General features: G+C 68.9%; 14 protein-coding genes. 5 read left to right on the forward strand and 9 right to left on the reverse strand.

Going from position 1 to position 20,941, the window contains the following annotated elements:
- The first annotated feature begins 35 nt into the window (after positions 1–35).
- A complete protein-coding gene (locus tag AB4Y91_RS12765; protein ID WP_441418835.1) occupies positions 36–2,558 on the forward strand; it encodes a DNA gyrase/topoisomerase IV subunit A in 2,523 nt (840 codons plus the stop codon).
- Between the two features lie 1,236 nt (positions 2,559–3,794).
- On the opposite strand, the gene AB4Y91_RS12770 is transcribed toward AB4Y91_RS12765, so the two are convergent.
- Positions 3,795–4,178, reverse strand: a complete 384-nt coding sequence (locus tag AB4Y91_RS12770; protein ID WP_441418836.1) for a VOC family protein — start codon at positions 4,176–4,178, stop codon at positions 3,795–3,797.
- A gap of 64 nt (positions 4,179–4,242) precedes the next feature.
- Here AB4Y91_RS12770 and AB4Y91_RS12775 point away from each other — a divergent pair, with 64 nt between their 5' ends.
- Positions 4,243–4,761, forward strand: coding sequence for a DinB family protein (locus tag AB4Y91_RS12775; RefSeq protein WP_441418837.1), 519 nt, complete (start codon positions 4,243–4,245; stop codon positions 4,759–4,761).
- Positions 4,762–4,803: 42 nt separating this feature from the next.
- Here AB4Y91_RS12775 and AB4Y91_RS12780 read toward each other — a convergent pair whose 3' ends face one another.
- The 4 genes from AB4Y91_RS12780 to AB4Y91_RS12795 are packed head-to-tail and all read right to left on the reverse strand — an operon-like array spanning position 4,804 to position 12,012.
- Positions 4,804–5,793 (reverse strand): GNAT family N-acetyltransferase, encoded by a 990-nt coding sequence (locus AB4Y91_RS12780; RefSeq protein ID WP_441418838.1) that lies wholly within the window; start codon positions 5,791–5,793, stop codon positions 4,804–4,806.
- A gap of 21 nt (positions 5,794–5,814) precedes the next feature.
- Positions 5,815–9,324 (reverse strand): thiol reductant ABC exporter subunit CydD, encoded by a 3,510-nt coding sequence (gene cydD, locus AB4Y91_RS12785; RefSeq protein ID WP_441418839.1) that lies wholly within the window; start codon positions 9,322–9,324, stop codon positions 5,815–5,817.
- Positions 9,325–9,330: 6 nt separating this feature from the next.
- Positions 9,331–10,380, reverse strand: coding sequence for a cytochrome d ubiquinol oxidase subunit II (gene cydB / locus AB4Y91_RS12790; RefSeq protein WP_441418840.1), 1,050 nt, complete (start codon positions 10,378–10,380; stop codon positions 9,331–9,333).
- Positions 10,381–10,413: 33 nt separating this feature from the next.
- Positions 10,414–12,012, reverse strand: a complete 1,599-nt coding sequence (locus AB4Y91_RS12795; protein ID WP_441418841.1) for a cytochrome ubiquinol oxidase subunit I — start codon at positions 12,010–12,012, stop codon at positions 10,414–10,416.
- Positions 12,013–12,323: 311 nt separating this feature from the next.
- Here AB4Y91_RS12795 and AB4Y91_RS12800 point away from each other — a divergent pair, with 311 nt between their 5' ends.
- The gene (locus tag AB4Y91_RS12800) at positions 12,324–12,710 is read left to right on the forward strand and encodes a BlaI/MecI/CopY family transcriptional regulator (protein WP_441418842.1); all 387 of its coding nucleotides are present in this window, start codon (positions 12,324–12,326) and stop codon (positions 12,708–12,710) included.
- 5 nt (positions 12,711–12,715) lie between these two features.
- Positions 12,716–13,720, forward strand: coding sequence for a M56 family metallopeptidase (locus tag AB4Y91_RS12805; RefSeq protein WP_441418843.1), 1,005 nt, complete (start codon positions 12,716–12,718; stop codon positions 13,718–13,720).
- A 55-nt stretch (positions 13,721–13,775) separates the two neighbouring features.
- Here AB4Y91_RS12805 and AB4Y91_RS12810 read toward each other — a convergent pair whose 3' ends face one another.
- Entirely contained in the window at positions 13,776–15,884 is a 2,109-nt protein-coding gene (locus tag AB4Y91_RS12810; protein WP_441418844.1) for a DNA gyrase/topoisomerase IV subunit B, read from the reverse strand.
- A gap of 226 nt (positions 15,885–16,110) precedes the next feature.
- On the opposite strand from AB4Y91_RS12810, the gene AB4Y91_RS12815 reads away from it, so the two are divergent.
- Positions 16,111–16,332, forward strand: coding sequence for a DUF7455 domain-containing protein (locus tag AB4Y91_RS12815; protein ID WP_441418845.1), 222 nt, complete (start codon positions 16,111–16,113; stop codon positions 16,330–16,332).
- Between the two features lie 203 nt (positions 16,333–16,535).
- On the opposite strand, the gene AB4Y91_RS12820 is transcribed toward AB4Y91_RS12815, so the two are convergent.
- The 3 genes from AB4Y91_RS12820 to AB4Y91_RS12830 all read right to left on the reverse strand — a co-directional run bounded on the left by AB4Y91_RS12820 (position 16,536) and on the right by AB4Y91_RS12830 (position 20,923).
- Positions 16,536–17,870: an RNA polymerase sigma factor gene (locus tag AB4Y91_RS12820; protein WP_441418846.1), complete on the reverse strand. Its 1,335-nt coding sequence runs from the start codon at positions 17,868–17,870 to the stop codon at positions 16,536–16,538.
- A 275-nt stretch (positions 17,871–18,145) separates the two neighbouring features.
- Positions 18,146–19,525: a DUF4192 family protein gene (locus tag AB4Y91_RS12825; RefSeq protein ID WP_441418847.1), complete on the reverse strand. Its 1,380-nt coding sequence runs from the start codon at positions 19,523–19,525 to the stop codon at positions 18,146–18,148.
- 66 nt (positions 19,526–19,591) lie between these two features.
- Positions 19,592–20,923: an MFS transporter gene (locus tag AB4Y91_RS12830; protein WP_441418848.1), complete on the reverse strand. Its 1,332-nt coding sequence runs from the start codon at positions 20,921–20,923 to the stop codon at positions 19,592–19,594.
- Positions 20,924–20,941 lie beyond the last annotated feature (18 nt).

Genomic DNA, 20,941 nt, shown 5'->3' on the forward strand with positions numbered 1-20,941 from the left:
CAACTGAGTAACCCGTAGAAGGACCCACCAGCCTCATGGCACGCCGCCAAACCACGCCCCCGGCAGGGGAATCCCCGGACTTCATCGAGAACATCGTCGACATCGACGTCACTTCCGAAATGGAAGGCTCGTTCCTGGAGTACGCCTATTCGGTCATCTACTCTCGGGCCCTGCCCGACGCCCGCGACGGCCTCAAACCCGTGCAGCGGCGCATCCTGTACATGATGAGCGAGATGGGCCTGCGCCCGGACCGCGGACACGTCAAGAGCGCCCGCGTGGTAGGCGAAGTGATGGGCAAGCTGCACCCGCACGGCGACACCGCGATCTACGACGCCATGGTTCGGATGGCGCAGGACTTCTCCCTGCGGCTGCCCCTGATCGACGGCCACGGCAACTTCGGCTCGCTCGACGACGGCCCGGCCGCCCCGCGCTACACCGAGGCCCGGCTGGCGGCGGCGGCGCTGACCATGACGGACCACCTCGACGAAGACGTGGTGGACTTCGTCCCGAACTACGACAACCAGCTCACCCAGCCCGACGTGCTCCCGGCCGCCTTCCCGAACCTTCTGGTCAACGGCGCCACCGGCATCGCCGTCGGCATGGCCACCAACATGGCCCCGCACAACCTGGGTGAAGTGGTGGCGGCGGCGCGGCACCTGATCGCGCATCCGGACGCCTCGCTCGAGGACATCATGAAGTTCGTCCCGGGCCCCGACCTGCCCACCGGCGGCCGGATCGTAGGCCTGGACGGCATCCGCGACGCCTACGCCACCGGCCGCGGCTCCTTCAAGACCCGGGCCAAGGTCGACGTCGAACAGCTCTCGGCGCGCCGCACCGGCCTCGTGGTCACGGAGCTGCCGTACATGGTGGGCCCGGAGAAGGTGATCGAGAAGATCAAGGACGCGGTCAACGGCAAGAAGCTGACCGGCATCAGCGACATCGTGGACCTCACCGACCGCAAGCACGGGCTGCGGCTCGTGATCGAGCTGAAGAACGGCTTCAACCCGAACGCGGTGCTCCAGCAGCTTTACCGCTTCACGCCGATGGAGGATTCCTTCGGCATCAACAACGTCACGCTCGTCGACGGCCAGCCGCAGACCCTGGGCCTGCTGGAGCTGCTCTCCGTCTACGTGAACCACCGCATCAACGTGGTCCGCCGCCGCACCTCCTTCCGCTTGGGCAAGAAGAAGGACCGCCTGCACCTGGTCGAGGGCATGCTCATCGCGATCGTGGACATCGACGAGGTCATCCAGATCATCCGCTCCTCGGACGAGGCCGCCGCGGCCCGCACCCGGCTGATGTCCATCTACGATCTCTCCGAGATCCAGGCCAACTACATCCTGGAGCTGCGGCTCCGTCAGCTGACCAAGTACTCCCGGATCGAGCTGGAGAAGGAACAGGAGGAGCTGCGCCGCGAGATCGCGGAACTCCAGGCCATTCTGGACTCCCCCGAGCTGCTGCGCGGGCTGGTTTCCGACGAGCTCGGCGAACTCGCCGACAAGTACGGCACGCCGCGACGGACCGTGCTGCTCGAATCCGAGGCCGTCTCCCCCACGGTGGCCGCCGCCCTCGCCGCCGCACCCGGCGCCAAGGGCAAGGCCGCGCCGCTGGCCCTGGAGATCGCGGACGACCCCTGCTGGGCCATCCTCACGGCCTCCGGCCAGATCGCCCGCACGGCCAACCAGGACAGCCTCGCCGAGTCGGGCCCGCGGGCCAAGCACGACGTGTTCCGCTCCGTGGTCAGGACCTCCGCTCGCGGCGAGATTGCCGCGGTCACGTCGCAGGGCCGGATGCTGCGGCTCCAGGTGATGGACATGCCGGTGCTGCCGCCCACCTCGGGCACCCCCAACATGGCCGGCGGCGTCCCCGCCAAGGACTTCATCACGCTGCTCAAGGGCGAAACCCTCGTGGCCTTCGCGCCGCTGGATCAGGTCCTTGCGATCGGAACCGCGCAGGGCGTGGTCAAACGCGTCCAGCCGGACTACCCGTTGAACCGCGAGGACTGGGAAGTGATCGCGCTCAAGGACAAGGACACCGTGGTGGGCGTCGAGCCCGCCGCCGCCGACGACGTCGAGCTGGTCTTCGTGACGCGCCAGGCCCAGCTGTTGCACTTCAGCGCCTCCGCGGTCCGGCCGCAGGGCCGCACCGCCGGCGGTATGGCCGGGATCAAGCTGGCTGCCGGTGACCGGGTGCTGCACTTCGGCACGGCGCGCCCAGACGACGACGCCGCCGTGGTGGTCACCATCGCCGGCACCGAGGGCGCGCTGCCGGGCACCGCCCCGGGCGCCGCCAAGGTCACGGCGCTGGCGGAGTACCCGGCCAAGGGCCGCGGCACGGCCGGTGTCCGCGCGCACCGCTTCCTCAAGGGCGAGGACACCCTGCTCCTCGCCTGGGCCGGTCACGGCCCGGCGAAGGCATCCTCGCTGGCCGGGGTGGCCCGCTCGCTTCCGGGCGAGCACGGCCGCCGCGACGGCTCCGGCATTCCGCTGTCCCAGGCCATAGACGCGATCGGTCCGAGCATGGCCTGGGCCGAGGAAGAAGCGGCGCCGGAGGCCTAGGCGGGCCGTCAGACCGGGCGTCCGGTGCCGTGCGGGCCGGCGCAAGCTTCCAGGTCCACTCTTTCGCCACGAATGGCCGCTAACTTGCCCGGCTTAGCGGCCATTTCTGGCAAACGGCCGGGCGCAATCAGTTGCGAACCCGCATTGTGGCGGAGCCAGCCCGCGGGGACCATGGTGGCACCCGAGTTCTCGACTTCGAGGTGAGGTGCCACTGCCGGCAGTGGCTGCAAAAGTAGGCACCGGTTGGCGACTTTCGTCCCCGCGTCGAAGCGATTCTTTGGATGGCACGAAGGGCCAGCTCCGCAGACCCGAGTGTTGGATAGGGAATTTTCGAGCAAACGGACATTGGTGTAGGTCCTGAATTGCGGCGAACTCGGCACGCTCTATGTCGTGCCCGGTTCGAGGGTGCACACCCCTATCGATGTTTGGCCCACGGCTGGAACAGAAGGCTAATATCCTTCAGGTTCCACTTGCGTGAATCCTACCCCCGCCTGGATTCGACCGTAAGGACACACTGGATGAGGCAACGGGACAACTTGTCAGTATGTCCCTATTGAACGCTGCGCCCTGCATTCCGTACTGGACCGTGGGGCCCGCGGGCGATTGCGTGTGGCAAGTCCACCCCGTGAGGCAAGTTGTGGGCAGTGTGCAATAGTGTTCCCCTAAAACAACATTCCGGGGGGCGAATGGCACGGAAAATGATCTTGTTTCTGACCTGCGTGATTCTTTCCGTTGCTTGGTACTTAGCTGTAGGCGCGTTTGACCGACTTATCATGTCTCACGATCATCAGACATTCTCGCAGTACTGCTATTCCGAGCATCTGCCTGCCGACACGGTGCACAACCCCGAGGGATTCCCGTCTGCGCCCGGAGGAACTTACGAGTTCGTCCCGCTCGGAGTGGAGTGCACTTTCGTCATGGTCGATGGAACGATAGCTGACTCCTTTTACGTCAGGTACTACCCGATGGTTCTTGCGGTCATCCCTGGGACCGCAACCTTGATTTGGGGCGCTCGAATCGCCTGGATTCACCTCCACCCACGCAGAGCACAGGTCGGCAGTCAGACATAGCTCGGACCTAGGCACAGTGAAGTGCATGATGCTCCATCGACAAAAAACTCCGAGCATGGATGGACGCTAGCTGTGCTGCTCAGGGTGTCCCTGTTCGGGTGACTGATCCCCGCGACTGACCCCGGGCCGCCGCCATGAGCGGCCAACCGGGGTCATCTGGCGGGTCCTACATCCCCGAGTTGATGTTTAGAATGTTGCCTTCGCTGTCCAGGAACCATGCAGCGGTGCTGCCGTCCGGCAGCGTGGCGATGCCGTCTTCGGTCTTCAGGCCCGGGAAGTCGTAGTCCTCGAAGACGACCCCCGCCGCGCGGAGCTCGGCGACGGTGGCCGGCACATCGGGGACCATCCATCCCATCTGGGTATTCTTGGCCGAACCGGCGTTTTGCGTCTGGTACACCAGGAATCTGCTGCCGGCGCCGCACGTGTACATCAGGTTGTCCTCGGCATCCGGGTTATCCGGTTCGAGTCCGAGTTTGTCGCGGTAGAAACCCCGCGCACGGGCGAGGTCCGCGGCCGGCAGGACGGCGCCGACCGGGTGGTCTTTGAGCATGGCTATGTTCCTTTCCAGGCCCTTCCCCCGGAACGCATCCTACTCCTTCGCCTAGACTGCAGACATGCCTATCGTGCCCGATCAAAAAGACTGGACCTGGGTGCTGTCACGGCCGTGCCCCGAGTGCGGTTTCGACATCTCCGCCTGCACCCCCGCCACGGCGCCGGGACGGGTCGCCAGCATGCTGCCGCGCTGGCGCGCCGTGCTGCGGCGCCCGGACGCCGCAGTGCGCCCGGATGAGGACACCTGGTCTCCGTTGGAGTACGCCTGCCACGTCCGGGACGTGTTCACGCTTTTCGACCACCGCCTCGACCTCATGCTCACTGAGGATGACGCGCGCTTCGAGGACTGGGACCAGGACCGGACAGCCGTCGAGCAGGACTACGCCGACTCCGATCCGGCCGAGGTGAGTGCCGCCCTGACGGCCGAGGGCGAGCAGATCGCTGCGTCCTTTGGCCGCGTCCCGGAGCGGGACTGGGACCGCAAAGGCACCCGCAGCAACGGCTCGGAGTTCACGGTCCTGACGTTCGCACAGTACTTCCTGCACGACGTCGTGCACCACCTCCACGATGTGGATGGATAGCGCGTGGATGGATAGCCGGGATGGCTAGCGCAGCGTGAATGCCTACAGCTCCTTGTCCCAGGCCATGCAGCGGTTGACCGCGACGTACCCCATCTTCGTGTAGAGCGCCAGCGCCCCGGTGGGGTTCTCCGCGTCGACGTCGAGCGAGGCCTTGTCCATTCCTGCTGCGGCGAAGCGGCGCATGGCATCAGCCAGCAGGGCTTGGGCAATCCCCCGGCCCCGGAACTCCGGGCGCACCCCAAGCAGGTCCGTGTAGCCCTCCTTGAAGCCCCGGTCCGCGGCGCTGTCGGCGTCATGGCTGGCGATCTGGTAGCCGGCCACGCGGCCGCTGGCCGTCTCGACGACGACGCCGCTCAGGTCCGGCCGCGCCTGCGGATCGTTCACCACGAATCCCCAGGCTTCCTCGTCCCGGGGCTCGCTGCCCCAGTGGTCCCGGAAGGCCTCGTTGTGGGCCAGCCGCACGGCCTCATGCAGGCCGGGCCCGAAGTCCACGAGTTCCAGCCCGTCGTCGAGCTCCGGCTCCGGGAAGTCCGCAGCCAGCGGCCGGTGCATCTCGTTGTAGTAGCGGACAATTCGGTAGCCGCGGCCCTCGAAGAGTGATGCCTGATGGATGTGCTGTTGTTCCATGTGGAGGCGCAGCCTCGGAGCGGCGGCGCCGGCATCCTCGGCGAACCGCTGCAGCGTTCGGGACTCCAGCCAGCCCAGGAGCCCGGTTCCGATCCCTTTGCCCTGCCACTCGGGGTCCACGCAGCCGAAGCCGACGGCCTTGTCTCCGGCCGGGTTTTTCGTCAGCCTGGCATAGGCCCGCGCAACTCCCCGGCTGTCGAAGCCGAGAATGCTGTTCGCGGGCACGGGGTTTGTCCGGGATTCCAGGATCTGCGCCAGGTCCTCGCGCCGCTCAAACCAGACGGGCCGCTCGACGGCCGCAGTACGGGCAATCAGGGCGGTCCAGTCGTCCAGCTCCGCGGCGCCGGCCGGCCGCCACGAAAGTCGGGGATCCAGGCTGGTCTGCGGGTCGGTGCGTCCGGTCATGGCTACAGGCTAACGGCGGCCCTACCCCCGCGCCAGCAGCCGCTCCGGCTGTGGCGACCCTGCCCGGTCCAGGTCCAGGTTCTGGTCCCGGTCCAGGTCCAGTCGGTTATCCTCAGGGCTGATGTCCTCCGGGTTGTGCGTCACCAGGACCACCGTGCGGCCGGCCAGCCCGCGGCGCAGCTCGGCCAGCATTTCGCGGCCGGCTTCCGCGTCCAGGTGGGCCGTGGGTTCGTCGAGCAGGATCACATCGGCTCCGGTCAGCAGTGTGCGGGCCACCGCCAGGCGTTGGCGCTCGCCGCCGCTGAGGAACGCGCCACCGGGGCCGATGGGGGTGTCCAGGCCCCGGTCGAGCCGCTGCAGCAGCGGTTCCAGGCCGACGGCGGACAGCGCATCGGAAAGTTGCAGGTCGAGCCCGGTGGCCGCGCCTGTTGCTCCGTCCGTGGGACGATCGCCCTCGGGCAGCCCCAGCATCAGGTTGCCGCGGATGGTCGAGTCGAAGAGGTGCGCCTCCTGCGGGCACCAGGCCGCGCGTCCGGTCAGGAAGAGCTGGCCGTCCGCGGGCGGGAGGAAGCCGAGCATGACGGCCAGCAGGGTGGACTTTCCGGAACCGGAGGCGCCGGTCACGGCGAGCCAGCGGCCCGGTTCGGCGCTGGCGGTCAGCCCGGTGAAGACCTCCGTGCCGCCCGGCCACGCCGCCGCCAGGTGGTCCAGTTCCAGGCCGGGACGTCCGCCGGGCCGCGCCGGTACCGGCACTGGTCCGCCGGATCCTTCGGGCGTCTCCGCAGCCAGGACTCCGGACGCTGCGATGCGCCGCAGCACCGAGCGCAGCGCCGGATACTGCCGCACCGCCGTCGTGATCGCCGAATACGGTTCCACGAGGGCCAGCTGCAGCAGCACGACGACGGCGACGGTCGCCGGCTCGGCGGCGCCGCTGAGGGCAAGCGGGGCGGCCAGCACCGCGCTGGCCAGCGCGGCGGCCCCGCAGGCCAGCACCGTCAGCGCCTGCCCGAGTCCCTCGGCCAGGGCCGAACGCTGCGACGCGGCAGTCGCCTCCCGGTCGGCACGGTGGATATCGGCAAGGACCGGGGCGCCCACACCGTTGGCATGGAGTTCGGCGCGGGCATCCAGCGCCGCGGCAACCCGCCGCAGCACCCCGGACCGCAGCTGCTGCTCGGTTCCGGCGGACATCCGGTCCGCGAGCAGTGCCAGGGCCGGCGAGGCCGCGAGACTGACGACGGCGGCGGCAACCACGGCCGGGAGCGCTGCCGGGAGCAGCAGCCCGACGCCCGTGACCGCGGCCGCGCCCACGGCCACGGCGGTCAGCGGCGGCAGCACGACGCGCGGCAGCAGCTCGCGGACGGTGTCGACGTCGTCCACCACGGCCCCCAGGACGTTGCCGCCCTGCAGAAGTCGCCGCAGCGACAGCGCCCGACGGCTCAGAGACTCCCACAGCCGGCCGCGGAGCCGCGTCAGCGCCCTGAAGATCGCGTCGTGCAGGAGCAGCCGTTCGGTGTACCGCAGGGCGGCTCGGCCGACGCCGAAGAAGCGCACCCCCACGATTGCGGTGAGCAGGTACAGGATGGGCGGCTGCTCGCTGGCGCGGATGATGAGCCAGCCGGAGAGCCCGGACAGGGCGACGGCGAACAGCGCGGCCAGGACCCCGACCGCGCCGGCGGCGGTAAACTTCCCGGCCACCGGCGCAAGCAGCCGGCGCAGCTGGGCGGCAGCAGTTCCAAAGCGCGCAGCTCCGGCGGCCGACGTTGCGGCCTCGGCAGGAGTGCCGGCGTCGCCGGGATTGCCGGCGTCGAAGGCGGCCGCGTCGGCTAATGCCGGCGGGAGGTCTTGCGCGTCCGGGGCGCGGTCTCGGCTGGCCAAGGGCGGCGCCACGGCCGCGGCGACGGCGCCTCCGGCACGCCCCCCGACGGTCACCAGCCGGTCCGCGAGTTCGCGGGTCTGCCGGTCGTGGGCCACCAGCAGCACCGTGGCCTTCCCGCGCAGTCCGGAAATAGTGCGGCTGACCGCATCGGCGGACGCCCGGTCCAGGTGCGCGGTGGGCTCGTCCAGCAGCAGCACCGTAGCGCCGGCCGCGATCCGGGCCAGCCCGCGGGCCACGGCCACCCGGCGCAACTCCCCCGGGCTGAGCTCGGCGGGATGCTTCGCGGCGAGGTGTTCCGCGGCGCAGGCGGCGAGGCAGCGCCTGGCTTCGGCAATGTCCTCGGTGCTGGCCTGCGCCGGGGACCGGTCCGGGCCGGCACCGAGGTATAGCAGGACCTCCGCAAGGACTGTGGGTTCCACCATCACGGGGTGCTGCGGCACCCAGGCGAGGTCCGCCGTCGCGAACCCCTCCAGCCGTCCGGTGACCTCAGTCCCGGTGCCGGAGCCGATGGTGCCGGCCAGGACGCCCAGGACGGTGCTCTTTCCGGCGCCGCTGCGGCCGTCGAGGGCCGTGATCCCGCCGGGGGCGGCGGTGAAGCTCAGCGGTCCGACGGCGGCCTCCGCGCGGCCGGCGTAGCGCACGGTCAGCCCGCGGACCGTGACGGCCGGCGGAACGGGAGCGACTCCGTCCCGGCGGACCGCGGCGGGGACGAGCGGTGCGGCCTGGACGGCGTCGAGGACCTCCGTGGTGTCGGCGAGCGCGGCGCGTCCTTCGTCGCTGGCGTGGTGGGCGGTGCCGAGTTCGCGCAGCGGAAGGTAGCAGTCGGGGGCCAGGATCAGGGCCAGCAGCCCGGCCTCGAGCGCCATGTCCCCGTGCACCAGCCGGACACCGATGAAAACGGCCACCACGGCGACGGAGATCGTGGCGATGAGCTCCAGCGCCAGGGCGGAGAGGAAGGCGGTGCGCAAGGTCCCCATGGTCTTGGAGCGGTAGTCCTCCGAGATGTCCTCGAGGGCCTTGAGCTGGGCGGCCGCACGGCCCAGGCCCACCAGCACGGGCAGGCCCTTGGCGAGTTCCAGCATGTGGCCGGAGAGCCGGGACAGGGCCGACTGGGCTTCCCGCACCCGGTCCTCGGTGTAGCGGCCGATCAGGACCATGAACAGCGGCACGAGCGGAACGGTCAGGACGATCACCACGGCGCTGATCCAGTCCGCGAAGAGGATCCTGGCCCCAAGCAGCAGCGGGATGGCGGCGCAGTTCACCAGGGCGGGCAGGAACTGGGTGTAGTAGTTATCCAGGGCATCCAGCCCCCGCGTCGCCAGGATCGCGAGTCCGCCGTCGGCCGGACCGGCGGTGCGGGTCCCGGTATGCAGGGCCCGGTCCAGGAGCTCTGAGCGCAGCTCCTCTTTGACCCCCAGTGCGGCGCGGCGGGCTGCCACCGCCTGCGCCCACACGGTGAGCGAGCGCAGCATTACCCCGGCCATTCCCCAGCCGAGCTGTTCCGACCAAGCGGGGTTGTGCGCCATCAGGCCGGCCAGCATGCCGGCGACCGCCTGGCCCATCAGCACCAGCGACAGCGCTTTGAGGGCAGCCAGCAACCCGAGCAGGTAGAGCGCGGAGCGGGTGGCGGGGCCCGCGGGGAACTGCGGTCTCATCGGCGGCTAGTCCTTCGGCGCCAGGGCCTTGGCGGCAATCGCGGGCAGGAAACTGTGCGCTTCCGGGATGTGGGCGGCGCTCACCCGGCGCCGGAACACCCAGTAGGTCCAGGCCTGGTAGGCGAGGACGAGCGGCAGCCCGATGCAGGCCACGATGGTCATCAGGCCCAGGGTGTAGTCCGAGGAGGAGGCGTTGGCGACCGTCAGGCTGAAGTCCGGGTTGAGGGTCGAGGGCAGCACCACCGGGAAGGCCGCGCCGAAAATCGAGGCGCTGCCGAGCAGCAGGAAGACGCCCAGCGACAGGAAGGCCCTGCCTTCGGCGCCGCCACGGGCGAAGTTCCAGGCCAGGGCGGCCGCCACGACGGCGGCGACGACGGCGGCCACGGTCCAGGCCTTGCCGCTTTGGAACTGCAGCACGATCGCCCAGCCGGCGATCGGCAGGAGCAGCACCGGCAGCAGCCGGACGAACCACTGCCGTGCGCGGTGCCGGACGTCGCCGTCGGTCTTCAACGCCAGGAACGCCAGCGCGTGCAGCAGGGAGAAGCCGACGACGGCGAGTCCGCCCAGCACGGCGTAAGCGCTGAACCAGGCGAACGGGCCGCCCTCGCGGTCACCGTTGGCGTTCAGCGGCAGTCCCGTGGTGGTCAGCGCCAGAGCCGCGCCGACCCCGAAGGCGGCGACCAGGGAGCCCAGCGCGATGGCCCAGTCCCAGCGGGCACGCCACTGCGGGGTGTCCACCTTGCCGCGGTATTCGAAGGCCACGGCGCGGAAGATCAGCGCGACCAGGACCAGCAGCAGCGGCAGGTACAGGGCGGAGAAGAGGGAGGCGTACCAGAGCGGGAAGGCCGCGAAGGTGGCGCCGCCGGCGGTGAGCAGCCACACCTCGTTGCCGTCCCAGACCGGGCCGATGGTGTTGAGCAGCACCCGGCGTTCGGTGTTGTTCCGGGCGAAGCCCTTCATGAGCATGCCGACTCCGAGGTCGAAGCCCTCCAGGAATAGATAGCCCGTCCACAGCAGCGCGATGGCAATGAACCAGATGGTGGGTAGCAGTTCCATGCTGAATTTCCTCTGCTTCTTGTTCGGAGGGCGTTAGTAGGCGAAGGCCAGGACGTCGTCGGCCCCGGGTTTGCCGGGCGTGCCGCCGGGCGGGGTCTTGTCCTCGTTTTCGTCCGCCAGGGCGTGGGCCAGCTCGGGCATCGCGGAGACCACACCGCCGCGGATGTACTTCACCAATAGCTTCACCTCCACCACCAGCAGCACCGCGTACACGGCCGTCAGCACCACCAGCGAGGTCAGCAGCTCGCCGGCGGAGACGCCCGGGGACACCGCCGCGGCGGTGAACATGAAGACCTGGTCGATCCCGCTGGGATCCGGGTTGGGGGCAACCACGAAGGGCTGGCGGCCCATTTCGGTGAAGATCCAGCCGGCGGCGTTGGCGCCGAAGGGGGCCAGGATGCCGAACACGGCGAGCCGCATCAGGCCGCGGGAGGCCGGGACGGTGCCCTTGCGGGTGATCCAGAGTGCCACGAGGGCTGCGAGGGCTGCGACGCCGCCGAAGCCGATCATCATCCGGAACCCCCAGTAGGTGACTTCCATGACCGGGACGTACTGGATTTCCTGGCCGGCGCGGTCACCGTAGATCGGGTTGTCCGGCAGGTGTGTGCCGTAGTCGGCCTTGTACTGCTCCAGCAGGCTGTTGACGCCCTTCACCTCGGTGGTGAAGTCGCCCTTGGCCAGGAAGGACAGGATGCCAGGGACCTCGATCACGGCGACGACGTCGTCGCAGTTCTTGGAGCCGACGTTGCCGACGCTCAGGATGGAGAAGCCGGTGCCGTCGTGGCAGGCCGCCTCGGCAGCGGCCATCTTCATGGGCTGCTGCTCAAACATGAGCTTGCCCTGCAGGTCGCCCGTGATGGCGGTGCCCGCGAAGGAGATCATCGCGACGACGGCGCCGATCCGCAGCGAGCGGATCCAGACGGCGTGGTCCGCGCGGTCCCGGCCCGGGATCTCCGACTCCCCGGGGATCACCTTGCCGTTGGCTCCCACGGTGTCGATGCCGTCGTGGCGGCGGCGCCACAGGTGGTACCACGCGATGCCGAGGAGGAAGGCCCCGGCGACGGCGAGGGCGCCGAAAAGGGTGTGCGGCACGGCCACGAGCGCCGTGTTGTTGGTGAAGACGGCCCAGGCGTCGGTCATTACCGGACGCCCGTCAATCATCTCGACGCCCACCGGGTGCTGCATCCAGCTGTTGGCCACAATGATGAAGTAGGCGGAGAAGACCGAGCCGATGACGGCGATCCAGAGGCAGGCCAGGTGGACGCCGCGCTTGAGCTGCTTCCAGCCGAAGATCCAGAGGCCCAGGAAAGTGGATTCCACGAAGAAGGCCAGCAGCGCCTCCATGGCGAGCGGCGCCCCAAAGACGTCCCCGACGAAGCGGCTGTACTCGCTCCACGCCATGCCGAACTGGAACTCCTGCACGATGCCGGTGGCCACGCCCATGATGAAGTTGATCAGGAAGAGCTTGCCCCAGAACTTGGTCATCCGGAGGTACTCGGGCCGGCCGGTGCGGTACCAGAGGGTCTGGATCACCGCCACCACCAGCCCCAGGCCGATCGTGAGCGGCACCATCATGAAGTGGTAGACGGTGGTGATGCCGAATTGCCAGCGTGCGATTTCCAAGGCGTCCAAGGCAGTCCCTTTGGCTAGGTTCCCGAGAGATTTCTACGTCGTGTAGAACTGATACTTCTACAGAGTGTAGAACAAGTTCACACCCTCCCGCACCCCAGCGTGGCACGGCGTGCCCTGCCCCGCAATGGATCGGCGCGGGCAGCGGGCGCCGGGCCGCCCCGCCCCGGCGCCGCAGGCGACACGCCGCGGCGGCCCTGTTCTACCTCATGTAGAAACTGGGCGGAAAACGCGGTAAATTTAAAGCTGAAGTATCCGGCAAACCACCCGGGCGGGACCACCGCCCAAGGCGGCACTCAAGAAGGACGTACGGAATGGCAAGTCTCGGCGAACTGGAACGGGCAGTGATGGACCTGCTCTGGGCAGGCCAGGAGGCTGCGACCGCGAACACCCTGCGGGACCTGCTCGCGCAGAGCACGCAGGCGGCGGGCGGCTCTGCCGGTCACGAGGGCAAGGACCTGGCCGTCACCACCGTGTTGACCGTCCTGTCCCGGCTTGAGCGGAAGGGCCTGGTGGAGCGGGAACGCGGCACCCGCCCGCACCGTTACCAGGCCGTCTCCAGCCGCGCGGACCACACCGCGGAACTGATGCATGAGGTGCTCGGCTCCGCCCCCGACCGGGAGGCCGTGCTGGCCCGCTTCATTGGTTCCGTGTCCGCGACCGAAGCTGAAACGCTGCGCAAACTGCTGGACCACAGCTAACACCGGTGTTCTGGACCTCATACTTTCTGGCGGTCCTGGCGATAGTTCTGGCGTGGCCGGTACCTATCCTGCTTTCGCGTGCCCAATGGCCGGCCCGCTCCCCTTTTACGGCCATGCTGCTCTGGCAGGCAATCGCCCTCGCCGGCGGCCTGTCGATGATCGGGGCCATGCTTGTCTACGGCCTGGAGCCGGTCGGGGACAACCTCCTGGCCGGCCTCCGCTCGCTGGCCGGCATGGTCCTGCGCAACGAGCCGACCACGGCGCTGGGCTTCTGGCATATCTTCGCCCTCTCGGCAGCGGCCCTGTTAAGCGCCCATCTGGTCTTCACCCTGCTGCTCACCTATTACAAGATCCAGCGCCAGCGGCGGCGGCACCGCGAGCTGCTCGCGCTGCTCGCTTCCCCCTCGACGGACGGCGCCCGGACCATGGTGATCAGCCATGACTCCCCCGTGGCCTACTGCCTGCCGGGCGGCGCCCGCTCCGTCACGGTGCTCTCCGATGGACTGATGGCGGCACTGGAGCCGGACGAACTGCGTGCGGTCCTGATCCACGAGAACGCCCACCTGAGCCAACGACACCATCTGCTGCTGTGGGCGTTCGCGGCCTGGCGGCAGGCGCTGCCCTGGCTGCCGACCACCCGGCTCGCGCAGGAGGCCGTCAACTCGCTGATCGAGATGCTCGCCGACGACGTTGCCCTGAAGACCGAAAGCAAGGCCACCCTGATCAAGGCGATCGCGATCGTGGCGAGCGGTTCCGCCGGCCCTGGCAACGCCACGGCGGCGCCGGCGGCCCGGATGGCGTTCGGCGACGCCGGCACCGAGGCCGACGCCGGCCAGCCCGGAGCCACCGGAGGTGCCGGTTCGGCGGTGACCACGGCCTCGCGGGTCAGCCGGCTGCTCTCCCCGCAGCCGCCGCTGCCGGAGGTCCTTCGCTACGCCGTGCTGGGCGCCTGCCTGCTGCTGCTGGCGGTGCCCACGGCGCTGCTGATCGTGCCGGGCCTGCTCGGCTGAACCGGATTCCCTGCCGGCACGCGGTTGCCCGGCGCGCGGGTCGGGTTGCGCCCGCTCAGGCGTCGATGCGTTCGCGGTCCAGGCTCGCCGCCCCGGCGATGATGAAGTCCTTGCGCGGCGCGACTTCGGAGCCCATCAGCAGGTCGAAGGTCTCCTCGGCCTGCTTCGCGTTTTCGATCCCGACCTTGCGCAGGGTGCGGTGCCGCGGGTCCATCGTGGTCTCCGCGAGCTGCTCGGCGTCCATTTCGCCCAGGCCCTTGTAGCGCTGGATCGGTTCCTTGTAGCGCTTGCCTTCCTTGGCCAGGCGGGCGAGCAGCACGTGCAGCTCCGCCTCCGAGTACGTGTAGATCATCTCGTTGGCCTTCTGGCCGGCGTTGATGACTTCCACCCGGTGCAGCGGCGGCACGGCGGCGAAGACGCGGCCTTCATCGATCATCGGGCGCATGTAGCGGAAGAACAGCGTCAGCAGCAGGGTCCGGATGTGGGCGCCGTCGACGTCGGCATCGGTCATCAGGATGACCTTGCCGTAACGCGCGGCGCCGATATCGAAGCTGCGGCCGGAACCGGCGCCGACGACCTGGATCAGGGCGGCGCATTCGGCGTTGGAGAGCATGTCCCCCACCGAGGCCTTCTGCACGTTCAGGATCTTGCCGCGGATCGGCAGCAGCGCCTGGAAGTCCGAGGAACGCGCCAGCTTGGCGGTGCCAAGGGCGGAGTCACCTTCGACGATGAACAGTTCGGAGCGTCCGACGTCGTCCGTCCGGCAGTCCGCCAGCTTGGTGGGCATCGAGGAGGTCTCCAGCGCGTTCTTGCGCCGCTGCGTCTCCTTGTGGACGCGGGCAGAGATGCGCGACTTCATCTCGCTGACGACCTTTTCCAGCAGCAGCGCTGACTGGGCCTTGTCGTTGCGGTTGGACGAGGTGAGCTTGGCGTTGATCTCCTGCTCCACCACCTTGGCCACGATGGCGCGGACCGCCGAGGTGCCGAGGATCTCCTTGGTCTGGCCCTCGAACTGAGGCTCGGCGAGGCGGACCGTCAGCACGGCCGTGAGCCCGGCGAAGATGTCGTCCTTTTCGATCTTGTCGTTGCCAGCCTTGAGCTTGCGGGCATTGCTTTCCACGGCCTTGCGGAACGTCTTGAGCAGGGCCTGTTCGAAGCCGGACTGGTGCGTTCCGCCCTTGGGGGTGGAGATGATGTTCACGAAGCTGCGCACGGTGCTGTCGTAGCCGATGCCCCAGCGCAGGGCGACGTCAACCTCACAGTCGCGCTCCACTTCGGCGAGCTGGCTGTGGCCGCGCTCGTCCAAGACGGGGACTGTTTCCTTGAACTTGCCGGCGCCGTGCAGGCGCCAGACGTCGGTGACGGCCGGATCGGCGGCGAGGAACTCGACGAACTCGGAGAGGCCGCCGTCGTGGTGGAAGATCTCCTCGTGCGGACCGAACTCCCCGGGGGTGCCGGCGACCTTGCGTTCGTCCCGGACGGTGAGCTTCAGCCCGGGCACCAGGAAGGACGTTTGCCGGGCGCGGGCGGCGAGCTCGTCGTAGGAGAACTTCGCGTCCGGGGTGAAGATCTGGCGGTCGGCCCAGTAGCGGATCCGGGTGCCGGTGACACCGCGTTTGGCCTTGCCAACGACGTCGAGCACGGAGCCGTCGACGAAGGGCTCGAACACGGCGGCCGGATCCGGCTTGGTGCCCGGGTCCTTGAACCGGCCTGGCTCGCCGCGGCGGAAGGACATTTTGTAGGTTTTGCCGCCGCGGTCCACTTCGACGTCCAGGCGGGAGGACAGGGCGTTCACGACCGAGGCGCCGACGCCGTGCAGGCCGCCTGAGGCCGTGTAGGAACCGCCGCCGAACTTGCCACCGGCGTGCAGCTTGGTGAAGACCACCTCGACGCCGGTGAGCCCGGTCTTGGGCTCGACGTCGATCGGGATGCCGCGGCCGTCGTCATGGATCTCCACCGAATTGTCGGCGTGCAGGATGATCTTGATGTCGTGGCCGAAGCCGGCGAGGGCTTCGTCGACGGAGTTGTCAATGATCTCCCAGAGGCAGTGCATGAGACCGCGGGAGTCCGTGGAGCCGATGTACATACCCGGGCGCTTGCGGACGGCCTCGAGGCCTTCCAGCACGGACAGATGCCGGGCGGTGTAGTCAGAACTTGGTGCCACGGGTCGGAAACTCCTTCAGGGATGGAACGCAGAGACGCTCTTCCTAGGTTAGTCGGCCCGGCGCCGGACTCAGGGTTGCCACTCCCCGAAGAGACAACACGGCCGTCAAGATCCTGCCGCTGTTACTGAGCCGTGATACGCGGACAGCGAAAGTGCCCCATCCTTGCCATGGAACGGCAGCGAATGCTGGTTATATAGATGTATCGATCTACCAAGGAGGCCGAACATGACAACAGCAGTAGCGGACCGCACACTCACCACCGTTGACCGGTGTGACCGTTGCGGAGCTCAGGCATACGTCCGGGTTGTTCTCGGCGCCTCCGGCGGTGAACTGCTCTTCTGCGGTCACCACGCCCGTGCCGTGGAAGCGAACCTTCGTCCGCTCAGCTCCGACTGGCACGACGAGACGGGCCGCCTCCACGAGAAGGCACCGGTTCCGGTCGACTAGACGTCCCACAGTGATCCCGATTGGGATCCGCCCGAAGGACCCCTCCCACGCGGAGGGGTCCTTCTGCTTTAACTTCCTGGACTGGGACAACGGCCCAAGCCGCTGTTTAAGCAGGAAACGCGGGGCCACGTCCCGCCCGTGATCCGTAGATCAAAGGCGGACGTGGCCCCGCGTTATCGGAACCGGCGTTTGCTCCGAGCCGCTTAGTCCAGGTAGTCGCGCAGGACCTGCGAGCGGGAGGGGTGGCGCAGCTTGGACATCGTCTTCGATTCGATCTGGCGGATGCGTTCGCGCGTCACGCCGTAGACCTTTCCGATTTCGTCTAAAGTCTTCGGCTGTCCGTCGGTCAGCCCGAAGCGCATCGCCACGACCCCGGCCTCACGCTCGGAGAGGGTATCCAGAACCGAGTGCAGCTGTTCCTGCAGCAGGGTGAAGCTGACGGCGTCGGCCGGAACCACGGCTTCGGAGTCCTCGATCAGGTCGCCGAATTCGGAGTCGCCGTCCTCGCCAAGCGGGGTGTGCAGCGAGATCGGTTCGCGGCCGTACTTCTGGACTTCGACGACCTTTTCGGGGGTCATGTCCAGCTCGAGGGCCAGCTCTTCCGGGGTGGGTTCGCGGCCGAGGTCCTGCAGCATCTGGCGCTGGACGCGGGCCAGCTTGTTGATGACTTCCACCATGTGCACCGGAATACGGATGGTGCGGGCCTGGTCGGCCATGGCGCGGGTGATCGCCTGGCGGATCCACCAGGTGGCGTAGGTGGAGAACTTGAAGCCCTTGGTGTAGTCGAACTTTTCGACCGCACGGATCAGGCCCAGGTTTCCTTCCTGGATCAGGTCCAGGAACAGCATGCCGCGGCCGGTGTAGCGCTTAGCCAGCGAGACCACGAGGCGGAGGTTGGCCTCCAACAGGTGGTTCTTGGCGCGCTTGCCGTCGTGGATCACGTACTCGAGCTCGCGCTTGAGCTTGGGGTCCATGGAGCCGTCGTCCGCCGCGATCTTCTCCTCGGCGAACAGCCCGGCCTCGATCCGCAGGGCCAGGTCGACTTCCTGCTCGGCGTTCAGCAGGGCAACCTTGCCGATCTGCTTCAGGTAGTCCTTGACGGGGTCGGCGGTGGCGCCCGCTGACATGACCTGCTGCACGGGGGCGTCATCGTCGTCGGCGTCGGAGTAGACGAAGCCGGAGCCGGTGGCGGCTACCGCTGCCTTGCCGGCTACCTCTTCGCCGTCTTCACCGAGCTCGACGGCATCCGGGGTCACTTCATCCAGGTCCTCTTCGACCTCGACGTCGTCGGAGTCCTCGTCCCGGGACTTACTGGCGGCTTCGGCCGCGGCTTTGGCGCCGGGCTTGGGCCCGCGCTTCTTGGGCTCAGGCTTGGCGACAGCCGAGGCGGTGTCATCACCCGCTGCGGAGGCGGCGTCTTTTGCGGCCTTGTTGGCTGCACGCGTGGCGGCACGCTTTGCGTTTGCCGCCGCCTTCTTCTCCTCGGGGGACAATACGGCCTGGTCGGCGGGTTCCTTCTTCGCGGAAGACGGGGTCACAGAAAACCTTTCTAGCGGCGGTCTGTGGAATCACCATACGGGCAACACCACTATGACCCTGTCAAGTCCGTGTTTCACATCAGGCGCAATCACGTCCAGCAGAGCCACTTAGTAGAACTGCCGGGGCGACCGTAATGTTCCCTGTTTCCAAGGTTCGCTACACGCACTCGATACACGGACCCAACCGGGTCTCGCCAACCATTGTCTCACGATTTTCCGGAACGGGACCTCGGAGCGCACGCGTCGACACAATGTTGCGGCCCGGGCGCCGAGGCTCAGGCCGCATCCGGATCGAACTTCTGCCAGGCCGCCTCCCGCCGGCGGGCCCAGCCGCACAGCGTGCCGCGGCGGCCCAGCTCGGCCAGCAGCTCCGCCAGCCGGTAGCCCGGCTGCTCCGCTCCGGCCGCGGTGAAGAGCGCATCGGCGAACGATCCCCGGCCCCGGCACCATTCGATCCAGCCCCGCGCTGTAAGGGCCGCAGCCCGCGCTTCGCCGCCGCCGCAGTTGCCGAGCTGACGGAGGACCCGGTCGAGTTCGGCCAGCCGGCCCCAGTCGGGCGCCGGCGGCGCGAGGCCAAGGAGGACGTCCCCGTAGCCCGGGGTCTCGGCGGCTGCTGCCCCGGCCGGACCGGCTTCCTCTGGATTCCCGGCACTCTCGGCAACCGGGAGGCCGTCGAGCCCGGGCAGCGCGGCCGGGTTGCCCGGGCCGCCGTCGAACATGCCGAACTCCTCGGCACCGGCCTCGGCGGCGTCGCGCCCGGCGGCGGCCATGACGAGGACCGCGTCGCGCCACGCCGCGACGCGCAGCGAGGCGCGCAGGTAGCCGGCGAGCCCGGCCGGCAGGACGGCCTCGCGGGCCTTGGCCGCCCTTGCTGACTGGCTACCGCCGGCGTCGAACACGCGCTGCCACACGTCCAGCACTGCACCGAACTGCGCCCGGTCCCGCCACCGGCCCGAGAACTCCCGCGCCCAGCCCTCCTCGGCTTCCAGCACGGCCGGTTCGCCCAGCTCGGGCAGCGCGGCGGGCGCGGACCTCCCCGGGGCCGCGCCGACGCTGCTGCCGCGGAAGACCAGCTCCGCATTGAGCCGGCTGTTCCGGATCTCCTCGATCGGCCGGCCGGGCGGGGCGCAGCACGAGGGGTCTGCGCAGAAGGCGTTGCGCCAGTACCGCTCCCCGACCAGCCACGCGTCGCGCACCGGCAGCCCGGCTCTGCCGAGGGTGCGCTCCAGTTCGCGCAGCAGCCGGGCCAGCACGGCGGGATCCAAGGCAAGATCCGGGGCGGGATCAACAGCGGGATCCGCACCGGGCTCCCCCGCAGCGCTGTCGGTCGCATCGTCGGTCGCATCGTCGGTCGCATCGTCGACTGGATCGCCGGCCTCGGCGTCCGCCGGCGCGCCGGTGAAAAAGGCAAGCAGCGTGCCGTCGGCCGCGTCGTCGGACTCCAGGTAGTCGCGGACGGTCCGGGCGAAGGCCGCCAGCCCGGGGCCGCGGCAGCGCGAAGCGTCCGGGAGGTCGACTCGCAGCGTCGCCCCAAGCCGTTTTCCCTGCATGGTCATGGCAACGAGGCTGTTGGCTGGCCAATAGCCCAGCGAATGCGGAATGAACCCGAGGATGTCCTCGGGGCCGGTGATTTTCAGGTGGTCGGGAGCTGTCATAAGTCCAGCTTCGCCCGCGCCCGCGGCGGGCGTCAGCCGGGGAGTTTCCTTATGTGGACAAGTCCGTCAGGGCGTACGGCGGCGTTCCGCGACGAGCCGGCGCTGCTGGGCCAGGGCCTTGAGCAGCGGAGGCACGATGACGCCCTGCGCGGCCATCTGACGGCGCACCTTCCGCCGGGTGATGAGGATGGCTGCGGCGCCCACCGCCAGCAGCAGGAACTGCACGCTCAGCGCGATCCGGAAGGCGCCGAGGCTGTACAGCCCGCCCGGTGAGGCGCCGGCCAGGTGCAGCGCGTCCAGGGCCAGCCCGATCAGGTAGATGGACAGCAGAGCGGCGATGAAGCCGCCGACATTGACAATTCCGGTGGCCGTCCCGATCCGGTGCGCCGGGTTGAAGGTCCGGGCAAAGTCGAAACCGATCATCGAACCGGGCCCGCCGATCGCCAGGACCACCACCAGGCCGGCCAGCAGCCACAGCGGCGAACGGCCAGGCTGGAGCAGCACCGCGGCCCAGGCTGCCGCCGTGGCCCCGGAGATCAGCAGCACCATGGTGGACCGGCGCAGCGGGTGGCGGGCCACGAAGCTGCCCATCAGCGGCCCGGCGGCGATCGCGGCTGCCACGTAGAGGGCCATCAGCGCTGATACGGTGCCGGCCTCCAGCCCCTGGGCCGAGATCAGGAACGGGTAGCCCCAGGTCATGGCGAAAACGGTGCCGCTGAACTGCACGGTGAAGTGGCTCCACAGCCCCAGCCGGGTGCCCGGCTGCTTCCACGCCCGGGAGAGTGAAACGCCGGTGGCGCGCAGGCCCTGCGACGGCTCCGGCGCGGGGTGTCCGGGCGGCAGGTCCTGCAGCAGCAGCACCGTCAGCACGACGGCGAGCCCGGACATGCCGGCCAGGGTCAGGAACGCCGGGGTCCAGCCGGCCGAGTGCAGGATCATCGCGAACGGCACCACGGAAAAGAGCTGGCCGAGCTGGCCGGACATGCCGGTCAGCTGGGTCAGCAGCGGCACCCGGGACGGGGCAAACCACAGCGGGATCAGCCGGATCACGGAGATAAAGGTCATGGCATCGCCCGCGCCCACGAGCACGCGGCCCAGGACGCCGCCCGGGATGCTGTCCGCGAACGCGAGCTGGAGCTGGCCCAGGCCCATCAGCAGGGCGCCGCCGGCGATCATGGCCCGGGACCCGAAGCGGTCCACCAGGACGCCGACCGGGATCTGCAGGCCCGCGTAGACCAGCAGCTGCAGCACGGTGAAGAAGGAGATTTCGGCGGCGCTGGCATGGAACCGGGCCGTGGCTTCCAGCCCGACGACACCGAAGGAGGTGCGCTGGCTGACCGCCACCAGGTATGCGAAGATCCCGATAATCCAGATCAGCCAAGCGCGGGGGGAGGTCACTCCCCCATTATGCCCCGG

This window comes from Arthrobacter sp. YAF16 (assembly GCF_052113385.1).
In the GTDB taxonomy this organism is placed as follows: Bacteria; Actinomycetota; Actinomycetes; order Actinomycetales; family Micrococcaceae; genus Arthrobacter.